The sequence below is a fragment of the Acidobacteriota bacterium genome (assembly GCA_038040445.1).
GTDB lineage: Bacteria > Acidobacteriota > Blastocatellia > UBA7656 > UBA7656 > Onstottus_A > Onstottus_A frigus.
The window spans coordinates 141,588-159,236 of the sequence record JBBPIG010000004.1; the positions used below are offsets into that span (position 1 = coordinate 141,588).

The window sequence follows — 17,649 nt, forward strand, 5'->3', positions numbered from 1 at the left end:
GCTTTGCTTTTACCCCACTACCGAAGCTTCAGCACCTCTTGCATGAAGATCGAAAGCGTCAGTCCATTCTAAGCAGGCTGTGAAGTATCGAGGCCAATATTACTCTTAGGACTCGATTCCACACAACGGGTGCGGACCTTTACGCCGGGCGGCTCAGGTAAGTACGAAGCGGAGGCGCGATTGCTCTGCGCACTAGCGCGTTTTTCGCTTTCCATTCCGAGGCTGAATCCATGTCTACCAGGAAGCGAACGCCACCGGACTCGAGCGTCGCAATAGGAACTCCATCGCGATAAAGAATCCGGTTTGTCGAGAACGCCGAGACCCGGTTACCCGGCGTGATTATGCCAACCAGGTTCAAAGGATCCGCGGCGCTCACGCTGACCAGCGCCCCTTCACCGGGCGTCCGGCGTATAGCGCGCAGCATACCCACCGCTTCAGCCAATGCGAACTGCTCTCCTGAGAAGCCGGACACGAAGCGCCCGCCGCGAATCTCCCCTCGTGCTTCGAGTCTATGATAGGTCTTCAATAACTCGCGCCACGGCAGCGGCAAGCCTTCGCGATCAAGCAATCGCTTGAAGACTACTCCATACCGCCGCAAAAGCGTGCGAGCGATCTTCTCCACGGCTTCGGGATCGTAAGACTCGCGCCCATTTCGAGTCTTCCGTTCGCGTGACAGCAGCGACCAGCGGCCGGCACTCGACATCGCGTAAACTGCTTCGCGGCGCTTTCGCCTGGTCGAAGCATTAGTCCGTTTGTTCGAAGGAGTGAGCAGCGCGCGCAAACCTGTAAAGCTGTCTGCCGTCACAAGCCCGCACGCAACCAACTCCCCGAGCGCTTCTTCGATCTGTGTTTCGAGCAGCGAAACCCCTTCGAGCAGGTCGGTGAAGAACGACGCGCCGCCGCTTACAAGGTATTCATAGATCGATTGCGCGGCCGATGAGAGATTGACGTCGCTTATTGAAGGCTGTGGGAACAGCGGCGCCCATAGCGATAGATTCTTTCTGTTTAGCAAAGCTATCGGGGTCGTGCGCACCGGACCCGATGCTTTCAAGCGTTCCGGTCCCGGACGCGGCGTCGTCAATCGCGCCCACATCACTTGCCCTGAAAGACAGAGCGAGTCGAGCCACGCCGGATCGTAGTCGACCATCCTTGCTGGAAAGATCTCGCCTTCCCAAGCAGCAGCGGGGGCTTCGAAACCCTCGAGCTGCGAGATCAATGCGGCGAGGCTTTCGGGACTCTCAACCTGATGTTCCGGCGCGAGCTTCTGCCAGGTGAGAAGAAAGCGCACAAGGTCCGCACTCGAGACGGGCTCAATCTCCTGGCGCAGACGATTCAGCGTGTAGCTATGAATTCGCGCGAGCAACCGCCGCGCGCACCACTCGGTCTCTTCAACACCTGGCGTGAAGCGCCCGCGCATCACGAACCCTTCGCCCTCCAGTCTCGCAAGCGCGGCTTCAATCGAGAGAGCCGGCACGCCCATCGAGCTCGCCAGCGCGCCGATAGTCGTCGGCCCAACTCCCTCGAGTCTTCCACGCACAATTTCAACAAGCGCATCGTCGCTCGTCCACGTAACAACAGCGAGAGCATCGGGCGCCGATATCGCCGGTTCAGTTTTGGATAGCGGGAAGATGGCCTGCAGTTGAGGCAGCCGTTCCGCGGCGACCCAAAGATCTCGACCGCCCGTGCGAAGAACCGCGGCTCGCCGATCCGCTTCAAGCTCGCTCAAGAAGGCGGGCCAATCTGGTTCACGGTTCCCTTCATCCGCTGTGATGAAGCCAAGCTCGACCAGTGCATCGTGCAACTCGTCAGCTCGATCGACCTGCGGCCACACCTCGTCGCGCACTCGCTCGATCGCTCCAACATCGAGGGCGCCAAGATCGGAAGCCGTCTCAGGATCAAGCCATCGCCTCTGAAAAACCGCGCGGGTTCTGCGCTCTTCAAGCGGCGCATCGTCCAGGTAGGCATACGGCCTCGCGTTCAAGATCTCCTGTGCGAGCGGCGAGGCTTCGACAACGTCGCGCGCGATCAAGGTCTTCTCGCCGCGCTCAATCGACGCGAGCAAAGCCTCGAGGCCTTCGATGTCCATCGCTTCTTCGAGGCAGTCCTGAACGGTCTGGTTCACAAGCGGGTGGTCGGGAATCTCGATGTCGCCTGCGGGCAGGTTCTCACCACACGCAACTTGATCCGGAAAAACGGCCGACAGCAGATCTTCGGCGAACATCCGTTGAAGCTGGGCCGGAATCTTTTTGCCCCCGCGACGCCGCGGGACGGCAAGCGCGCGAGTTATGTTCCATCGCCAGCGAATCTCAAACATCGGCGCGGCCAGCAGGGCTTGAGTCAGCAACGGTCGAACTGAAAACGAACGCAGATAATGAAAAACATCATCGAGCGCGAAGCTATGCGTCGCGCCCAGCGACAACACGATCGCGTCTTCGGTCGCGGCTGCCTGAAGCTCAAAGTTGAACTTGCGGCAGAATCGCTTGCGAAGCGCCAGCCCCCACGCGCGATTCAACCGGCTCCCGAAGGGCGAGTGAATCACCATCTGCTGTGACCCGCTCTCGTCGAAGAAGCGTTCGATCACCAGCGTCTCTTGCGAAGGCATCACCCCAAGCGCGACCTTCGCTCCTATCAGGTACTCGACTATCTGTTCGGCGGCAGCAGTTGAAAGACCGATCTCATCAATCAGCCACGCAAGAGTTGACCCCGCAGCATCGGGGTAAGCATCAGCGGCGAATCGGTCAGCGATCTCGGTGCGCAGCCGCGAGACCGCCGCGGAAAGCTCATGCGTTCGCGACGGCGCTTCGCCAAGCCAGAACGGAATCGAGGGCGGTTTGCCGTGAGCATCGGCGACTCGAACACGCCCGTTCTCGACCCTCACGATCTCCCACGACGTGTTCCCTAACTGGAAGATGTCGCCTTGCATGCTCTCGACTGCCCAGTCTTCGTTGACCGTGCCGATTACCTGATCTGTGGGCTCGAGCACGACGGTATAGTCGGCGTTGTCGGGGATCGCGCCGCCCGAAGTGATCGCCGTCAACCGCGCGCCTTTTCGCCCGCGCAACCGGTGGTTGATCATGTCGTGATGCAAGTAAGCTCCGCGCTTTCCTCGGCGAGTTGTGAACCCATCGCGCAGCATCTTCACTATCTCGTCGAACTCGCTTCGATCGAGGCTGCGATACGGATATGCGCGGCGGATCGTCTCGAACAACTGGTCCTCCGTCCATTCATCGCTTGCGACCGCGGCAACGATCTGTTGCGCGAGTATGTCGAGCGGCTTCTCGGGAATGGACAACTGATCCAACTCGCCTCGCCGAATCGAATCCAGCAGCGCCGCGCACTCAATCAATTCGTCGCGAGTAGTCGGAAAGATTCTTCCTTTCGGAAAGCCGGTCACGCTATGGCCCGACCTGCCGACGCGTTGAAGCAGGGTCGAAATCGCGCGAGTCGAACCGAGCTGGCACACCAGATCGATGTCGCCGATGTCGATTCCAAGCTCGAGCGAGGCCGTCGCAACCAGAGCTTTCAACTCGCCTGCTTTCAAGCGCTGTTCGGCGACAAGTCGTTGCTCACGAGCCAGGCTGCCATGATGTGAAGTCACGTTCTCGTCGCCGATGCGCTCGCCAAGATAACGCGCGACTCGCTCGGCCATCCTTCTGGTGTTGACGAACACGAGGGTCGTTCGATGAGTGACGATCAACTGAGCGAGACGATCGTAGACTTCATCAAAGACCTCGCCTGACATCACCGCGCCCAGCGGCGAGCCGGGGACCTCAATCGCGATATCGAGTTCGCGCTTGTGACCTGAGTCGATGATCGTGCAATTCGGCGTTCCGTCTTTGTCGATGTTCCGTGTTCCAACCAGGAATCGCGCGACTTCTTCGATGGGACGTTGCGTGGCCGAGAGACCTATGCGAACCAGATCGTCGCCGACAAGCGCTTGCAGTCGTTCGACGGAGAGCGCGAGATGCGAGCCTCTTTTGCTGCCCACCATCGCGTGGATTTCATCTACGATCAACGTGCGCGCGGTCTTAAGCATGCGCCGGCCGCCTTCGCTGGTGAGCAAGATGTAAAGCGACTCGGGCGTGGTGACGATGATGTGAGGCGGCCGCTTGATCATCGCTGTGCGTTCTGATGCAGGAGTGTCGCCGGTGCGAACCATCGTGCGAATGTTGATATCGTCCACCCCGAGCAACTTCAGTTCTTGCTGAATGCCTGCGAGCGGTTCCTGCAGGTTCTTCTGAATGTCGTTGCTCAGCGCTTTGAGCGGCGAGACATAGACGACGTGCGTGGTGTCTTCAAGCGAGCCGGCCAGCGCGAGCCTGACAAGATCGTCGATGGCCGCGAGAAAAGCCGATAGCGTCTTGCCGGATCCCGTAGGCGCCGAGATCAACGTATGCCGGCGTTCTTTGATCGAAGGCCACGCGCGTTCCTGCGACGGTGTCGGCGCGTCGAATTGCTTAGCGAACCAGTTGGCGACCGCGGGGTGAAAGAGGTTGAGGCTCATAGCGCGGTATTATACCAGCGGCTCTTATCGGAAAGAACCGGCGCTGGAGACAATGCAACAACCCTGTCGGCCTGCGTGAAAGGTACCGCCGGCGATGACCGTGTCAACGACTCTCGGCGCCAGATACCATCAACACAATGACGCCCTTCAGCGGGTGCCCGGGATGCCAATTCCCCTCATAGCTATGTTGAATGAGCGTCTCTTCCAACTACTTGTTAAGCCAACCCCGCTACAGTCGTTTAAGCAGTTGATCGTATTCAGCGTGAGAACCGATCCAAAACCAGTAAATCTGATCTGTCTCTAGCAATCCCACTGCCCGGTAGCCTATTCCCACACGCACTGCGTAGATTGCTTGCGGTTGGCTAACTCGCTTGAATTGGAGGCTAGGGTGATAAGGATCGGTTCGCCACAGCTCATAGGCTCGATCAGCTTGTTCTTGAATTGCACGTGGGAGCTGTTCAAGTAGCTTCCGGAACTGCTTTGTAGCTCGTGATCTCACAGACTCCGGTCACCACCTGGGAAAACGTCATCCAGCGGGTTAGTATCCCCGGCGCGGATTTCTTGCCGCGCCAGTTCAGATAGCCGGTCCCATTGCTGGTCAGTGGTCGCATTGAAGCGGGTTGTCCATTCTTCTTCATCCGCTAGTTCGGCAAGGATACGTGCGGCAATAGCATCCTGCTCCTCGGCGGGTCGTTTGCCAATCTCGGTGATAGCTCGCTCGAGTAGTTCAGTCATGCCTTCTGTCCTTCAGGCCATAGTAGTGATTGCAAATGGACCACGCAAGTTAAGGTAAGGGCCATTGGTCTAACGCCAATGGATGAGGAGCGCCGCTTTTTGGAGTCGCCTCCATCCTCTTGTTCGTCGCGTGTTTGGTTTCAATTTCTTATCGTTCGTTGTTTCAAACTCTCCCATCATGTTAAAGTCGAAACAAGTAAGGAGGAGTCACTGATGTCGAGTAGAACCTTAACCATAGATACACTGATACAGTCTGATTTATGGCGCGAGTTTGAGAAAACAGCCCGCGATAAACGTCGTCGCCCAGTTGAATTACTGGCGGATGTGATTGCTGATTTTCTCGAAACACAAGAAGGTGTGACTATATTCGACGACATCGAGCGCGACATCCGCCACACGAACTACACTGAAGACGATGCTGTTGAACTTGTAAAAACTTATCGTGCTTCACGGAGACAATCATAGCTCTCCAAGTTCTTGCAATAGCTCTAACGGCGTGACAATCTCAAAACGTAACCCGCGCAACTCCGCCTTCGGAATATCGAGCAAGTCATGATCACGCGACACGAGATACTTGGCTTTGCCAACGCGTGCCGTGGCGAGAAATTTATTGTCTGTGGCATCACGGCTCAAACGGACGCGGGTTCCGAGATTAACCTGTGTCACATAGGAAGCGGTGTCAAGACGAGCCTCAAGCAGTTTCAAAACATCGGGTGCGATGCCGGCATAAGCTTCCAAAACTCTTAGATATTCACGCTTAACGGGTGGGCTGATGATCAGTTGCAACTTACGCTGAGATTGCCACAAATCCATCACGCGACGATTGATGCCGTGGCGATCGTGTTTGATAAAGCGTGTGACAAACAGGTTCGTATCGAACACCACAGGAATACGGGCTCTTTTGCGAGGCACTTACTTTTCTCCATATTGTTGCCGGTAAGTGCGAACTAAATCCACTGCGTCATCTTCGGTGTACCCACTCTTGCGTCCTTCGCGTTCGATTGCGTCAAAGAGTTTGGAATCTCTTTGCGATTCGATGAACTCAGCCATCAATTGAGCCAGCACATCTACCGGTTTTTGCTTGGAAGAGCGGGCGGCGGCTTCAAACTCGCGGCGCAAATTCGATTGTAATAAAGCCTCAATGGTCATGTTTTGAAACCTCCTTTTTCGCTAGCAATTGTACCACGAGACACCTGGCACCCTGCGCCCGCGAGCTCGTCGAATCGGGAGTTATGCTGTGGGTCGATTTCAAAGTGAGGAAACCGCAAGATGATAGTCAGGCCGCGTTTCGACTAATCACCCGAGCGATCCGCGACGCTGCGCGGCAAGCCCATCGCGTCCGCGCGCTCAGTATCCGTCAAGAAGCGTGACGAGGCCACAGCATTGTCGAGTGGGGCCTGAAGCACCTGGCCTTGCGCGGCAACGATGACACCGAAGACCCAGAATAGACCGCCCACTATCGCGGCGAGGACGATCCCCACCTCGGTCAGCGCGCTAATGCTCAACGAGCCGACGACGATGATGCCGGCAAGCACCAAGCCGACAACTTTGATGATAGTTCCGAGTCCCACCAACCCCGCCCCAACGCGATACGCATCCTGGTACCTATTTACGACGGGCGACCTCAATTCGTCGATCGGGCGCTTCGTCGCGGAAGGGTCAGCCACGCCCGGGAACCGGAGTTCCTCACGGTGGATTTCTTCCTCTTCTCGCTTTCGTTTCACATAATCGCGGTTGTAATGGTCGTTCACACAGTTCATGACATGATCATCATTCTCTGTGCCGCACAGACATTGCCACATTGGAGAACCTCCTCTTCGTCAACCTAACTCTCAGATGAACAGCTCCACGGAGACGTGAAAGAACTCCGCAAGCGCCTTCGCTTTGCTCTTGCTGATCGCGCGCTTGCCATTGAGCACCTCGGAGGTCAGACCCTTCGAGCCGAACACCTCCCAAAGGTCGCTTGGTTTCAAGTCGCGAGCGGCCATCAGTTCCCGCAGGATGCTGAGAGGCGTCGCCTTTGAGCTCCTTTCGAGACGATAGTGCTCGGTCTCAAACTTCTCGATCAACGCGACAAGCAAGTCGAGCAAAGCGCTCTCTTCTGGAGTCAGGTTCTCTTCGCCCTTCGACATCAGTTGATCGACCAGGGCGAGCATACGTTCATTCTCTTCTTCGCTCGTGATTGCGCGAGGCTGGGCCTTGGCGAGCAAACGAGAATACTTCCTGGCATCGATCCGCACGCTAGGTACCGCAGTCATGTCTGTGATGTTCACGCGCTGTGAACCAAACGTCAAGCATTGGCGAGCTTCAGGGTTGAAGCGCAATCCGCGTAACTTCCAATCGTGGTTGACATCAGTCTCAGCTTGCAGTTTGCTTGATCCGTGCAATCAGAATCAAAGCCCAACTCATCGCGTGGCCGCGGGACGCCTGAGAATCCGCCCAATCGGTTCGAGCGGCTCGCGTATCTTCCAATCATCGACTCGCCTGATGATGAAGAACGCGCGGTAAAGACTCAATACTTGAAAGATGCGTCGCGGTCGCTGATCACCTTCAACGACAGCCCGGATGTCGGCTTCGAAGCGAGCATCAACCCGTATCGTGGCTGCGAGCACGGCTGCATCTACTGCTATGCTCGCCCCTATCACGAGTACCTCGGCTTTTCCGCCGGGCTCGACTTCGAAACAAAGATACTCGTCAAAGAAGACGCGCCCGAGTTGCTTCGCGCGGAGCTTGCTTCGCCCAAGTGGCAGCCGAAAGTCGTCGCCATCAGCGGGGTGACCGATGCCTATCAACCGATCGAGCGGAAGCTACAGCTCACGCGGCGATGTCTGGAAGTGCTGGCCGAGTTTCGCAATCCGGTCGTCATCGTGACCAAGAACCAACTGGTCACCCGCGACATCGATCTTTTGAAAGAGCTCGCGAGTTTCAACGCGGCGGCCGTTTGCGTGTCTGTCACCACGCTCGACGCTGAGCTAGCGCGAGTGATGGAACCGCGAACGTCAACGCCAGCGAACAGGCTTGACGCAATTCAAACATTGGCGGAAGCTGGCGTCCCCGTTCGCGTGTTGGTGGCGCCGATCATTCCAGGCTTAACGGATCACGAAATTCCTTCGATCATTCAGGCCGCGGCGAAGGCCGGCGCCAGCCACGCGGGTTACGTGGTGGTGCGCTTGCCGCATGGTGTCGGCGAGCTGTTTGAGAAATGGTTAGAGGAACACTTTCCCGATCGGAAGAAGAAAGTGCTCAACCGGATTCGCGAGATGCGCGGCGGAAAGCTGAACGATCCGAGCTTCGGTTCACGGATGAGAGGCGAGGGCGTCTTCGCCGAACAGATCAGGTCGATGTTCAAGCTCGCGTGCCGCAAGGCCGGGATCGAGGGAGGCGGGCCGGAGCTTTCTACCGCGGCGTTCCGGCGGCCGAGCGGCCCACAGTTAAGTTTGTTTGAAACCCAAAGAGACTAAACCGCGGAGGACGCGGGGGAACGCGAAGCCCGTCAAAACTATGGGAAGCGACAGATTTCCAGTCACGCGGTTGTCCGCAATCGTCGCCGCTTCAAGCTCAGATCAGGAGGAACGAAACCGCGCGTTCGAAGTCCTCATCGCCGCCTACTGGATGCCGGTCTACAAGTACATCCGCATCAAATGGAACAAACCTACCGAAGACGCTCGAGACCTCACTCAGGGTTTTTTTCTGGAGGCGATGGAAAAGAACTTCTTCGCCCGATACGACGCGTCGAAGGCAAAATTCCGAACCTTCCTTCGAACCTGCTTGGATGGTTTCGTCGCGAATGAAAACAAGGCCGCTCACCGCATCAAACGCGGAGGCGACGCGACGATTCTCTCGCTTGATTTCGACGGCGCCGAAGAACAGTTGAAGATCGCGACGCCCCCCGCCGCAAACGCAATCGATGACTACTTTGAAAAGGAGTGGGCGCGAAGCGTGTTTAGCCTCGCCCTTGAAAGCTTTCGCCTTCGCCTGGCCGAGTCCGGGAAAGAGATTCACCTTCGGCTATTCGAGCGATACGTGCTTGACGACGACGATGATGGGCCGAAGACAAGCTACAAGGCTCTCGCGGCGGAGTTCAATCTCTCTACAAGCGACGTTACGAACTATCTTGCATACGCGCGGCGCGAGTTTCGCCGAATCATTTTGGAAAAGCTTCGCGAGATGACCGCAACCGACGAAGAATACCGGCGCGAAGCCCGCGCGCTTCTTGGAGCCGCCCCGTTATGAAATGCCACATGAAATGCCATGAGATGGCTCTCTGACAACGCCGTCCAGCGCCTGCGCGAAGAAGCAGACTTGCCCGATCTTGGCAGCTCGAAGTACCTGGTCGTTCACAAACTGGGCTCGGGCGGGATGGGGACGGTCTATCTCGCGCAGGACATCGACCTCGGCCGTAAGGTCGCTGTGAAGGTCATGAACGTGGCCGAGCAGACGGGCGCGCTTGCCGCGCGAATGACGCGGGAAGCCAGGATAGTCGCGCTGCTCGAACACCCGAGCATCGTTCCAATACACGATGTTGGTGCGCTTGATGACGGCCGGGTCTTCTACGCGATGAAGCTTGTGCAGGGTGCGCGGCTCGATGAGTTCGCTACCGGCGCGACGTCCCTCTCCGATCTGCTGCGGATCTTTCAAAAGGTCTGCGAAGCCGTGGCATTCGCTCATACGCGGGGTGTGATTCATCGCGACCTGAAGCCCGAAAACATCATGGTTGGTCCGTTCGGCGAAGTGCTGGTCATGGACTGGGGCGTGGCGAAGGTGCTGAGCCACCCAAGAGCTGAAGTAGCTGCCGGCTCGCCAGAGAGGACCGAGCTCGGAGTCATCGAAGATGCCGACCTTGTGGCGACGCTTCCACTTATTGACGCCGGCTCGCCCTCCGACACGAGCAGTGGAACCGTGATCGGCACGCCGGCTTACATGGCGCCCGAGCAAGCGCTCGGCAAAACTGAACTCCTCGACCAACGCACTGACGTTTACGCGCTTGGCGCGGTTCTTTACTTTCTGCTCACAAGCCGCCCGCCGTCCGAGTTCGCCCGGCCAGCGGATGACCGGGAAACCCATTCTCGCCCGCTTCATCCACGGGAGATCAACTCAAAGATTCCGCGCGCGGTCGAGGCCATCTGTTTGAAAGCGATGTCCGAGCAGCGTGACGCCCGGTATGCGAGCGCCGAAGAAATCGCCGGTGAGGTGATAAGGTTTTTGGACGGCCAGCCCGTCTCAGCTTATCGGGAGAACATCTTCGAGAAGGCCGGTCGATGGCTGAGCAGGAATCGCTTCATCGTTCTGCTGATCGTCGCCTACCTGATAATGCGGCTGATTGTATTTTTCTGGGTGGGGCGTTAAAGACGCCGCCGAGAAAGTTTAATAGAATTGAGAAGCGTCAACAACAACTAAGGAGAACTGCAAATGTCGAAGCCAGTGCTTGGTTTAGTGCTCGGTGGAGTGTTGGGAGTATTTGACGGACTGACCGCGTGGTTCACGCCGGCGGTCAGAGATCAGTTGGCGGGAATTGTAGCCGGGTCCACGATCAAGGGCTTGATCGCCGGCATCGCGATCGGCTTCTTTGCCAAAAAGTTCAACTCGCTGCTGCTGGGAATTGTCTTCGGACTCGCCGTGGGGTTCTTGCTCGCATTCCTCGTAGCGTTCCTTCAGAAGGATCATTACTTCGAGATAATCCTTCCGGGCTCCATCCTGGGTCTGGTCGTCGGCTTCGCGACGCAGAAGTACGGCCGGCCCAGCACGCAAACGGCAAACGCTAGCCGCTAGCCGGGAAGTTTTTCGATTGCGTGCCGGCGGCGATTATTCATCATCACGAACGGAGATTCACTGTGCTTATACCGCTTATGCTGGTTCTTTTGCTGTCGGTGATAAGCTCCACTCAGGGAGACAATTCGCCCGACGTCTGGAAGCCGCTCAACTTTTTTGCCGGTTCCTGGGAAGGAACCGGCAAGGGGCAGCCCGGCAACTCTAAGATCGAACGCGAGTATCAGTACGTGCTCAACAGAAAGTTTCTTCAGGCGCGGAACAAGTCGGTTTATCCGCCACAGAAGGCAAATCCAAAGGGCGAAGTGCACGAGGATTGGGGGCTGTTTAGCTACGATCGCAACAGAGGGCAGTTCGTGCTGCGGCAATTCCACGTCGAAGGGTTCGTTAGCCACTATGCTTCTGAACGCGAGCCTTCGGACGGAAAGACGTTGAGGTTTGTTTCCGAGAGCATCGAGAACATCGGTGCAGGGTGGAGAGCGAGGGAGACTTATCGAATCGTCGGCGAAAATGAATTCATCGAGACCTTTGAGCTGGCCGCGCCGGGGAAGGAGTTCGAGGTCTACACGGAGAGCCACTTCAAGAGAAAGAAGTAGCGGCACCGAGTCCAAGTTTTTGACGACCCACAGGAGACGCATGCAAGTTAATCTCAAAGCAGAACACGCACTGACCGAAGTCAAGGCGGCTACCGGCAAGAGCTGGGAGGAATGGTTTTCAGCTCTCGACAAGCGCGGAGGCATCGCGCAGGGCCGGCGAGACATCGGCACCTTCCTCTACGCCGAGTGCAAGCTTGATCCATGGTGGTGCGCGACCATCAACGTTCAATACGAAGCCGCGCGCGGCGTGGCCGAAAAGGACGGCCGGCCGAAGGGCTACATGATTTGCGTCACGAAGACGATCGCCGCGGCGGTCGATAAGGCTTATGAGGCGTGGGCTACGTCTGAAGGTTTGAATCAATGGTTCTCGAAGAAGAACAAGGCTGAAGTCGCCGACGGCGGGCGCTACTCGAACGACGACGGCGAAACGGGCCTCTTCAAGCGAGTCCGCAAGAACAAGGGCCTCAGATTCACGTGGGAGAATCCCTCGCATACCTCGCCAACGATCGTGGACGTGGTCTTTCAAGACAAGGGAAAAGGGGAAACCGGGGTGATGATAACCCACGATCGAATCCAGAAGCGCGAAGAAGCCGACGGGCTGAGAGAAGGATGGGGGCAGGCGCTCGACCGCTTGAAGACGTGGCTGGAGGCGTGAGAGCTTGCGCCGCCTTTGTTCTTTGCGGCTTTGCGACTTTGCGCGAACCCCCTTCTCCCGTGAGTGAGTTGCTGTTCATCTGCTTAAGAAGATCGCCTGGGCAAGTAGCGCTCGCTATTACAGCGTCGCTTTTCAGCTTTAAGGCCGTAGCGTAGACTGTCCAGTCTGCGTCTTGCGCCCGATTCCATTCGGTTGGATGTAAGGCGCAGACTGGACAGTCTACGCTACATGGGAGGAATCGACGATGCTTTCAGTTGGAGAAAAAGCTCCGCCCTTCACGGTGAATGACGCTGATGGAAACAAGGTCAAGCTCTCGGACTTCAAAGGCAAGAAGGTTGTTCTTTACTTTTACCCGAAGGACCTGACGCCCGGTTGCACGATTGAAGCTTGCGCGTTTCGAGACGATATCGGCGCGTTGAAGAAACTCGGCGCAGTGGTGCTCGGCGTCTCCGCCGACGATGAAAAATTGCATCAGAAGTTTCGCGCGAAACACGACCTGAACTTCCCACTGCTCGCCGATGTGAACCACGAGCTGTCGGAAAAGTACGGCGCGTGGCAAGAGAAAAGCATGTACGGCAGGAAGTATTGGGGGATCGCGCGGATCACTTACATCATCGACGAGAACGGGAAGATCGCTAAGGTGTGGCCCAAGGTCAAAGCCGACGGCCACAGCCAGGAAGTTATCGAGGCGATCAAATCACTCGGGTGAGGAACGGCTCTCGATCCCCGGAAGCAAATCCCGATCACCTAACCAGAGGTGCGATCTTCTTCAGATCGTCGATGAAAGGGGCAAGGTCGGTCGGCCTCTCGGGAATAAGACTTCTGCTGAGCCTTGAGATTTTCGCCTGGCCACGACTCTGCAACCAATTGGCGTCCTTAATAATTGATATTATGCTTGACAGCAATACACGAACAAGCGCAGAGTTATTTTCGAAAATCTTCAGAGATTTTCGATTCGAGGACATCCCTCGTGGGCGCCTCCGGCGATTCAAGAGCACGCTATTGAAAGAGGGACGCCGCCGAGGGACGACCTACATGCTTCTGAAGGAACCGCTTTGAAGCTCGCGTTTTCAAAAGCAGAAATCCAATCCGAGCTGGCGCAGCGTTTCGGCTCTGCGTTCAAGCTGCGGGAGAAACCGGCGGCAGAAGTGATGTCCACCGGCATCCCCGAAGTCGATCGCATTGCGGGCGGTCTCCCGCGGGGAGCCGTCACTGAAATTCTCGGTCCCGCATCATCGGGCCGCACAAGCTTTCTTCATTCTGCGCTGGCCGCGTCCACTACTTGTCAGGAAGTATGCGCTCTGGTGGACGCCAGCGACTCGTTCGACGCCACATCGTCTGCCAAGGCCGGCGTAGACTTCCAGCAACTGCTCTGGATACGCTGCGCCTCGAACGTCGAGCACGCAATCAAAGCAACCGATCTTCTGTTGCAGAGCGGCGGCTTTGGGCTGGTAGCACTGGACCTTGGAGACATTTCTCCCCAGCAGTCTCGCCGCATTCAATTGAGCTGGTGGTTTCGTTTCCGCCGAGCGATCGAGAACACGCCGACGGCAATGCTTGTAATCAGCCGCGATCCAAACGCGCGGTCTTGCGCATCGCTTGTCTTGGAGCTGAACAGAGAAAGCGTGGAGTGGTTGCGGCCATCCGCATCGCCTGGCCTAAAAGAAGCCTTGCTTCCGACGTGTGCGAATCTCCTCGGCGGCTTTCAGCTTCACGTCCAGCGATGCAAACCGGTGTGTCTGGATGAACGAGAAGCTCGCTTTGAAGCGAAAGGTTGTTGGCTCGGTTGATTCGCATATAAAAATCAACAGCTTCAGTCAAAGTCGCAAGTGCGCAATTCAATCCTGCGAGCCTCAGCATGGTTGCGCGCTCGTTCCCACTCAGCTCCTATTTGATTTCACTCGCTCAGGATCAAGATCTCAACAACTCCTTATTCTTTTCTTTCATTCAAACCCACAAAACCTGCACTTCTTGCTCAACCTGTTTGAACTCGGGATCGCCGGTCACCACGTGAGCTTTTCGGTCCTTCGCCAGAGCAGCCGCGAAACAGTCGGCATATGACATTTTGCATCTCGACTTGAAAGAAGCAGCTATTTGCGTGATGCCCCAGTCGGCGTCGATGATTTCGATCCCGAGCTCCTTTATCTCTCTCAAACAGCGTTCGGCATCAGGCTGAGAAACCTCGCGCGCGACGATATACCAAACTTCTCCGACGTTGATGACGGACATCAGCAGAGGGGTGCCTTCCTCGTGAGCATCGGCCAAGATGTCGGCTATCTTCTCGCCCGACGGTTCGTCTTCGAGGTATGCCATTACGGCCCACGAGTCCAGGACAATCGCCTTAGGCTTCTTAGGCATCAGAGATCCCTCTCGCGCTTCTTCTCAGCCATCAATGCTTTAAGTAGCCCTTTGCCACGATACCTCCCACGCAGCCCGTGAATGTATTCACGGGTTATTGGTTTAAGGATTATCTGTCTTGCCTCCTCGTCCACCTGTATGTGGATACGAGTTCCTTCTTTGATGCCTAGCTTTCGTCGTACTGACGACGGGATAACAATCTGACCCTTGGAAGTCGCGGTGGTCTCCATGAACTTGTCTCCTCGTTTAGCCGGGTATGCTGGTTGGTTGAAATTCTAACAATGGCGAGAAAGTAAGTCAACACCATTGTGGCTTACTTAATTAGAAAAGTAGGCCGAACAATACCGCGCCCACTACACAGCGCTACGGGGTCCGGTTTCGGAGCTTCTCGACCGCCGCTTCGTTGATGTGCTTGTGAAGGATCGCCACCAGTTGGGAGGCTTCGACAACTGAGAGAGAAAATGCCACTGTGTTATCTCCGGCGTCGATCGTCAGGTTTATAGCTCCGCTGCGATGGTCGATTTCAAAAGAACTCCCCTTAGCCTGAAAAGTATCCATTTAAGTCTCCCGATTATTCGCTTACCATCTCGAACAATTGTTTCTCCGTGATTGTGTGCACTCCAAGTTTCTGCGCCCTAGCCAGCTTTGATCCCGGATCGGCGCCCAGCACCAGGTAGTCCAGCTTCTTTGAAACCGATGGCAGCACCATGCCGCCGCGCTCTTCGATCCATTTCTCCGCCGCGCTTCGCGGCATTGTTTCAAGCTTGCCGGTGATGATGAAGGTCTTCCCTACCAGAGGCCCGCGCTTGACGGCGCGTTCTTCTTTTTCCATCTTAAGCCCGGCTTGGCGAAGCCTCTCAACCAGCTTCCGATTCTGCGGGTCTTGAAAGTACTCAAAGACGCTGTGCGCGATTCGCGGCCCGATGCCCATTATACCTGCTATCTCTTCTTCGCTTGCGTTCAGCAAGCCGTCGAGATCGTGAAACGCCCTGGTGAGCAGAGCGGCCACCCCTTCGCCAATGTGCCGGATCCCCAGCGCGAACAAAACATTTTCGAACGGGCGCTTCTTGCTCTCTTCGATGGCCGATTGCAGATTCCGAATTGACTTCTCTTTGAAGCCCGGTAGCTGCCCCAGTTGCTCTTCGGTCAGCGAATAAAGATCGGCCGCGTTACCAATGAAGCCGAGTTCGAGCAGCTTCCATATGGTCGACGGACCGAGCCCGCGAATGTCCATCGCGCCGCGGCTTACGAAGTGGTTCAAGCCTTCGAAGATCTGAGCGGGACATTCGCGATTGACGCAATAGGCCATCGCTTCGCCCTCTTCGTGGACGACCCGCTGCCCACAGGACGGGCACTTGTCCGGGTACCGGAAGATCTTTTCTTTGCCGGTGCGTTGTTCCAGCACCGGACCGACCACTTGAGGTATTACGTCACCCGCGCGTTTGACTACAACCATGTCGCCGACGCGAATATCTTTACGCCGAACGTCGTCTTCATTGTGCAGAGTCGCGAGCTTGATCGTGACTCCGCCGAGACGAACCGGCTCGAGCACGGCGTAAGGATTCATCGACCCGGTACGGCCGACATTGACTCCGATCTCTTTGAGTCTGGTAGTCGCGACTTGTCCGGGAAACTTGTAAGCTATCGCCCATCGCGGGTCGCGGCTGACAGTGCCCAGAACTCTTTGATCCTCGAGGTCGTCAACCTTGACCACGACGCCGTCTATTTCATAGTCGAGCGATTCGCGCTTTGGTTCCCAACCGCGGCAAAACTCGAGCACGCCCTCGATCGATTCGTGCCAGCGATAGTTCGTGTTAACAGGGAAGCCCCACTCCTCAAGCGTCTCCAGAATCTCTTTCTGTGACTTGATCTCGCCGTTCTCGATGTACCCGATCGCGTAGCCAAAAAATGAAAGCGGGCGAGATTTCGAGACCCTGGGATCGAGCTGGCGGATTGCACCCGCAGCCGCGTTGCGAGGATTGGCGAACTGCGCCAGCCCCTGGTCGGCCCGCTCTTCGTTGAGCGCGTTGAAAGTCGACAGCGGCAAATAGACTTCGCCGCGCACCTCCATTTCCGGAATGCGTTCGCCGCCGGCCTTGAGTCTGAGCGGGATCTGTTTGACCGTTTTCAGATTGGCGGTCACTTCTTCGCCGACAACGCCGTTGCCGCGAGTCGCGCCTCTGACAAAACGGCCGTTCTTATAGGTGAGCGCGATCGCCACTCCATCAATCTTCAACTCGGTGACGTAGGCCGCTTCTTCGCGTTCCAGCAAACCGCACACGCGCCGGTTGAATGCGCGCAGCTCTTCTTCGCTGAAGGCGTTGGCGAGCGACAGCATCGGCGCGTGGTGTTCGACTTTGGTGAACCGCTCGAGCGGCTCGCCGCCGACTCGCTGGGTCGGAGAGTCGGGAGACGCAAGTTCAGGATGCTCCTTCTCGAGCTCGAGCAGCTCGCGGAACATCCGGTCGTATTCGGCGTCCGAAATTTCAGGGGTGTCCTTAACGTGGTAGAGATAGTTGTGGTATTCGAGCTTTTGCCGAAGGTCGGCGACGCGAGCGGCAATGCGGTCTATGTCGATTTGAGTAGTCATCAGTTCTCTAGAGCGAAGACCTTGGTCGGGCATCTAGTCTCGTCCGAAACCATCCATGTGTTTCTTGTTATACGAGAGATCGGGTGGTCCTCCAGAAACACAGCCGATGAGAGTTTTGGCGAGCGCCGCGAAAGATTCGGGCGGAGGTTCCGCAGTTCGAGCGAGATAGTGCGTTAGTGCGGCACGGACTATTGCCGATTTCGTAGTCCCCTGTTGCTTAGCTGCGGAGGTGAGCTTCGCATCGAGCGTCTTGGACAATGTCAGGGATATCGTTTTCATGTTTGTCCTAGTAGAGCCAGAGGTTCATCGTATGACAGACTCTTAGCCTAATCAACCGGTCAATAAGAGTCCTGCGAAACTACGGCCGTTATCTCGTAGAAAGTCGGCTGGACGCGCGTCACTTGACGCGATATTTGCGATTCAAGAATTTCTCGCACCGGCGCCG

The 17,649-nt window shown here is 56.7% G+C and carries 21 protein-coding genes; 9 read left to right on the top strand and 12 right to left on the bottom strand.

Features of this window, described 5'->3' with window-relative positions; all coding sequences use genetic code 11:
• Positions 1 to 139: 139 nt before the first annotated feature.
• The 3 genes from AABO57_05925 to AABO57_05935 all read right to left on the bottom strand — a co-directional run bounded on the left by AABO57_05925 (position 140) and on the right by AABO57_05935 (position 5,239).
• Positions 140 to 4,504 carry a DEAD/DEAH box helicase gene (locus AABO57_05925; protein MEK6285260.1) on the bottom strand — a complete coding sequence of 1,455 codons (4,365 nt, stop codon included), beginning with the start codon at positions 4,502 to 4,504 and terminating at the stop codon, positions 140 to 142.
• Positions 4,505 to 4,733: 229 nt separating this feature from the next.
• On the bottom strand, positions 4,734 to 5,003 hold the full coding sequence (locus AABO57_05930; GenBank protein ID MEK6285261.1) for a hypothetical protein: 270 nt from the start codon (positions 5,001 to 5,003) through the stop codon (positions 4,734 to 4,736).
• Positions 5,000 to 5,239: a hypothetical protein gene (locus AABO57_05935; protein ID MEK6285262.1), complete on the bottom strand. Its 240-nt coding sequence runs from the start codon at positions 5,237 to 5,239 to the stop codon at positions 5,000 to 5,002. Before AABO57_05935 ends, AABO57_05930 begins: the two co-directional genes overlap by 4 nt.
• A gap of 213 nt (positions 5,240 to 5,452) precedes the next feature.
• Between AABO57_05935 and AABO57_05940 the strand changes: the two genes are divergently transcribed.
• Positions 5,453 to 5,704: a hypothetical protein gene (locus tag AABO57_05940; GenBank protein ID MEK6285263.1), complete on the top strand. Its 252-nt coding sequence runs from the start codon at positions 5,453 to 5,455 to the stop codon at positions 5,702 to 5,704.
• Here the strand turns inward: AABO57_05940 and AABO57_05945 are convergent.
• The 4 genes from AABO57_05945 to AABO57_05960 all read right to left on the bottom strand — a co-directional run bounded on the left by AABO57_05945 (position 5,699) and on the right by AABO57_05960 (position 7,497).
• Complete coding sequence (locus AABO57_05945; protein MEK6285264.1) at positions 5,699 to 6,151, bottom strand: putative toxin-antitoxin system toxin component, PIN family; 453 nt, start codon at positions 6,149 to 6,151, stop codon at positions 5,699 to 5,701. The genes AABO57_05940 and AABO57_05945 overlap by 6 nt on opposite strands.
• Positions 6,152 to 6,388, bottom strand: coding sequence for a hypothetical protein (locus AABO57_05950; protein ID MEK6285265.1), 237 nt, complete (start codon positions 6,386 to 6,388; stop codon positions 6,152 to 6,154). It abuts the gene before it with no gap.
• 143 nt (positions 6,389 to 6,531) lie between these two features.
• A complete protein-coding gene (locus AABO57_05955) occupies positions 6,532 to 6,999 on the bottom strand; it encodes a hypothetical protein (GenBank protein ID MEK6285266.1) in 468 nt (155 codons plus the stop codon).
• A 72-nt stretch (positions 7,000 to 7,071) separates the two neighbouring features.
• Positions 7,072 to 7,497 (bottom strand): transcriptional regulator, encoded by a 426-nt coding sequence (locus tag AABO57_05960; protein ID MEK6285267.1) that lies wholly within the window; start codon positions 7,495 to 7,497, stop codon positions 7,072 to 7,074.
• A gap of 123 nt (positions 7,498 to 7,620) precedes the next feature.
• Between AABO57_05960 and AABO57_05965 the strand changes: the two genes are divergently transcribed.
• The 8 genes from AABO57_05965 to AABO57_06000 all read left to right on the top strand — a co-directional run bounded on the left by AABO57_05965 (position 7,621) and on the right by AABO57_06000 (position 14,046).
• Positions 7,621 to 8,700 carry a PA0069 family radical SAM protein gene (locus AABO57_05965; protein MEK6285268.1) on the top strand — a complete coding sequence of 360 codons (1,080 nt, stop codon included), beginning with the start codon at positions 7,621 to 7,623 and terminating at the stop codon, positions 8,698 to 8,700.
• A gap of 40 nt (positions 8,701 to 8,740) precedes the next feature.
• Positions 8,741 to 9,472, top strand: a complete 732-nt coding sequence (locus AABO57_05970) for a hypothetical protein (protein ID MEK6285269.1) — start codon at positions 8,741 to 8,743, stop codon at positions 9,470 to 9,472.
• Between the two features lie 18 nt (positions 9,473 to 9,490).
• A complete protein-coding gene (locus AABO57_05975) occupies positions 9,491 to 10,585 on the top strand; it encodes a serine/threonine-protein kinase (GenBank protein ID MEK6285270.1) in 1,095 nt (364 codons plus the stop codon).
• 63 nt (positions 10,586 to 10,648) lie between these two features.
• The gene (locus tag AABO57_05980; GenBank protein MEK6285271.1) at positions 10,649 to 11,008 is read left to right on the top strand and encodes a hypothetical protein; all 360 of its coding nucleotides are present in this window, start codon (positions 10,649 to 10,651) and stop codon (positions 11,006 to 11,008) included.
• 62 nt (positions 11,009 to 11,070) lie between these two features.
• Entirely contained in the window at positions 11,071 to 11,601 is a 531-nt protein-coding gene (locus AABO57_05985; GenBank protein ID MEK6285272.1) for a heme-binding beta-barrel domain-containing protein, read from the top strand.
• A 40-nt stretch (positions 11,602 to 11,641) separates the two neighbouring features.
• Entirely contained in the window at positions 11,642 to 12,256 is a 615-nt protein-coding gene (locus AABO57_05990; protein MEK6285273.1) for an SRPBCC domain-containing protein, read from the top strand.
• Positions 12,257 to 12,500: 244 nt separating this feature from the next.
• Entirely contained in the window at positions 12,501 to 12,965 is a 465-nt protein-coding gene (gene bcp / locus AABO57_05995; GenBank protein MEK6285274.1) for a thioredoxin-dependent thiol peroxidase, read from the top strand.
• A gap of 346 nt (positions 12,966 to 13,311) precedes the next feature.
• Positions 13,312 to 14,046: a hypothetical protein gene (locus tag AABO57_06000; GenBank protein ID MEK6285275.1), complete on the top strand. Its 735-nt coding sequence runs from the start codon at positions 13,312 to 13,314 to the stop codon at positions 14,044 to 14,046.
• Between the two features lie 157 nt (positions 14,047 to 14,203).
• Here the strand turns inward: AABO57_06000 and AABO57_06005 are convergent, their stop codons facing one another.
• From AABO57_06005 to AABO57_06025, 5 genes are all read right to left on the bottom strand, one after another.
• Complete coding sequence (locus tag AABO57_06005) at positions 14,204 to 14,614, bottom strand: type II toxin-antitoxin system VapC family toxin (GenBank protein MEK6285276.1); 411 nt, start codon at positions 14,612 to 14,614, stop codon at positions 14,204 to 14,206.
• Positions 14,614 to 14,844 carry an AbrB/MazE/SpoVT family DNA-binding domain-containing protein gene (locus tag AABO57_06010; protein MEK6285277.1) on the bottom strand — a complete coding sequence of 77 codons (231 nt, stop codon included), beginning with the start codon at positions 14,842 to 14,844 and terminating at the stop codon, positions 14,614 to 14,616. Before AABO57_06010 ends, AABO57_06005 begins: the two co-directional genes overlap by 1 nt.
• A 133-nt stretch (positions 14,845 to 14,977) precedes the next feature.
• Complete coding sequence (locus tag AABO57_06015) at positions 14,978 to 15,172, bottom strand: hypothetical protein (GenBank protein ID MEK6285278.1); 195 nt, start codon at positions 15,170 to 15,172, stop codon at positions 14,978 to 14,980.
• 13 nt (positions 15,173 to 15,185) lie between these two features.
• Positions 15,186 to 17,204 carry an NAD-dependent DNA ligase LigA gene (gene ligA, locus AABO57_06020; GenBank protein ID MEK6285279.1) on the bottom strand — a complete coding sequence of 673 codons (2,019 nt, stop codon included), beginning with the start codon at positions 17,202 to 17,204 and terminating at the stop codon, positions 15,186 to 15,188.
• Positions 17,205 to 17,237: 33 nt separating this feature from the next.
• Entirely contained in the window at positions 17,238 to 17,483 is a 246-nt protein-coding gene (locus AABO57_06025; GenBank protein ID MEK6285280.1) for a CopG family transcriptional regulator, read from the bottom strand.
• Positions 17,484 to 17,649 lie beyond the last annotated feature (166 nt).

Bases quoted from the DNA above. Each gene is read 5' to 3' on its own strand.
- AABO57_05925 (MEK6285260.1), bottom strand. From the start codon at position 4,504: ATGAGCCTCAACCTCTTTCACCCCGCGGTCGCCAACTGGTTCGCTAAG.
- AABO57_05935 (MEK6285262.1), bottom strand. From the start codon at position 5,239: ATGACTGAACTACTCGAGCGAGCTATCACCGAGATTGGCAAACGACCC.
- AABO57_05940 (MEK6285263.1), top strand. From the start codon at position 5,453: ATGTCGAGTAGAACCTTAACCATAGATACACTGATACAGTCTGATTTA.
- AABO57_05950 (MEK6285265.1), bottom strand. From the start codon at position 6,388: ATGACCATTGAGGCTTTATTACAATCGAATTTGCGCCGCGAGTTTGAA.
- AABO57_05955 (MEK6285266.1), bottom strand. From the start codon at position 6,999: ATGAACTGTGTGAACGACCATTACAACCGCGATTATGTGAAACGAAAG.
- AABO57_05960 (MEK6285267.1), bottom strand. From the start codon at position 7,497: ATGACTGCGGTACCTAGCGTGCGGATCGATGCCAGGAAGTATTCTCGT.
- AABO57_05970 (MEK6285269.1), top strand. From the start codon at position 8,741: ATGGGAAGCGACAGATTTCCAGTCACGCGGTTGTCCGCAATCGTCGCC.
- AABO57_05975 (MEK6285270.1), top strand. From the start codon at position 9,491: ATGAGATGGCTCTCTGACAACGCCGTCCAGCGCCTGCGCGAAGAAGCA.
- AABO57_05980 (MEK6285271.1), top strand. From the start codon at position 10,649: ATGTCGAAGCCAGTGCTTGGTTTAGTGCTCGGTGGAGTGTTGGGAGTA.
- AABO57_05990 (MEK6285273.1), top strand. From the start codon at position 11,642: ATGCAAGTTAATCTCAAAGCAGAACACGCACTGACCGAAGTCAAGGCG.
- bcp (MEK6285274.1), top strand. From the start codon at position 12,501: ATGCTTTCAGTTGGAGAAAAAGCTCCGCCCTTCACGGTGAATGACGCT.
- AABO57_06005 (MEK6285276.1), bottom strand. From the start codon at position 14,614: ATGCCTAAGAAGCCTAAGGCGATTGTCCTGGACTCGTGGGCCGTAATG.
- AABO57_06010 (MEK6285277.1), bottom strand. From the start codon at position 14,844: ATGGAGACCACCGCGACTTCCAAGGGTCAGATTGTTATCCCGTCGTCA.
- AABO57_06015 (MEK6285278.1), bottom strand. From the start codon at position 15,172: ATGGATACTTTTCAGGCTAAGGGGAGTTCTTTTGAAATCGACCATCGC.
- ligA (MEK6285279.1), bottom strand. From the start codon at position 17,204: ATGACTACTCAAATCGACATAGACCGCATTGCCGCTCGCGTCGCCGAC.
- AABO57_06025 (MEK6285280.1), bottom strand. From the start codon at position 17,483: ATGAAAACGATATCCCTGACATTGTCCAAGACGCTCGATGCGAAGCTC.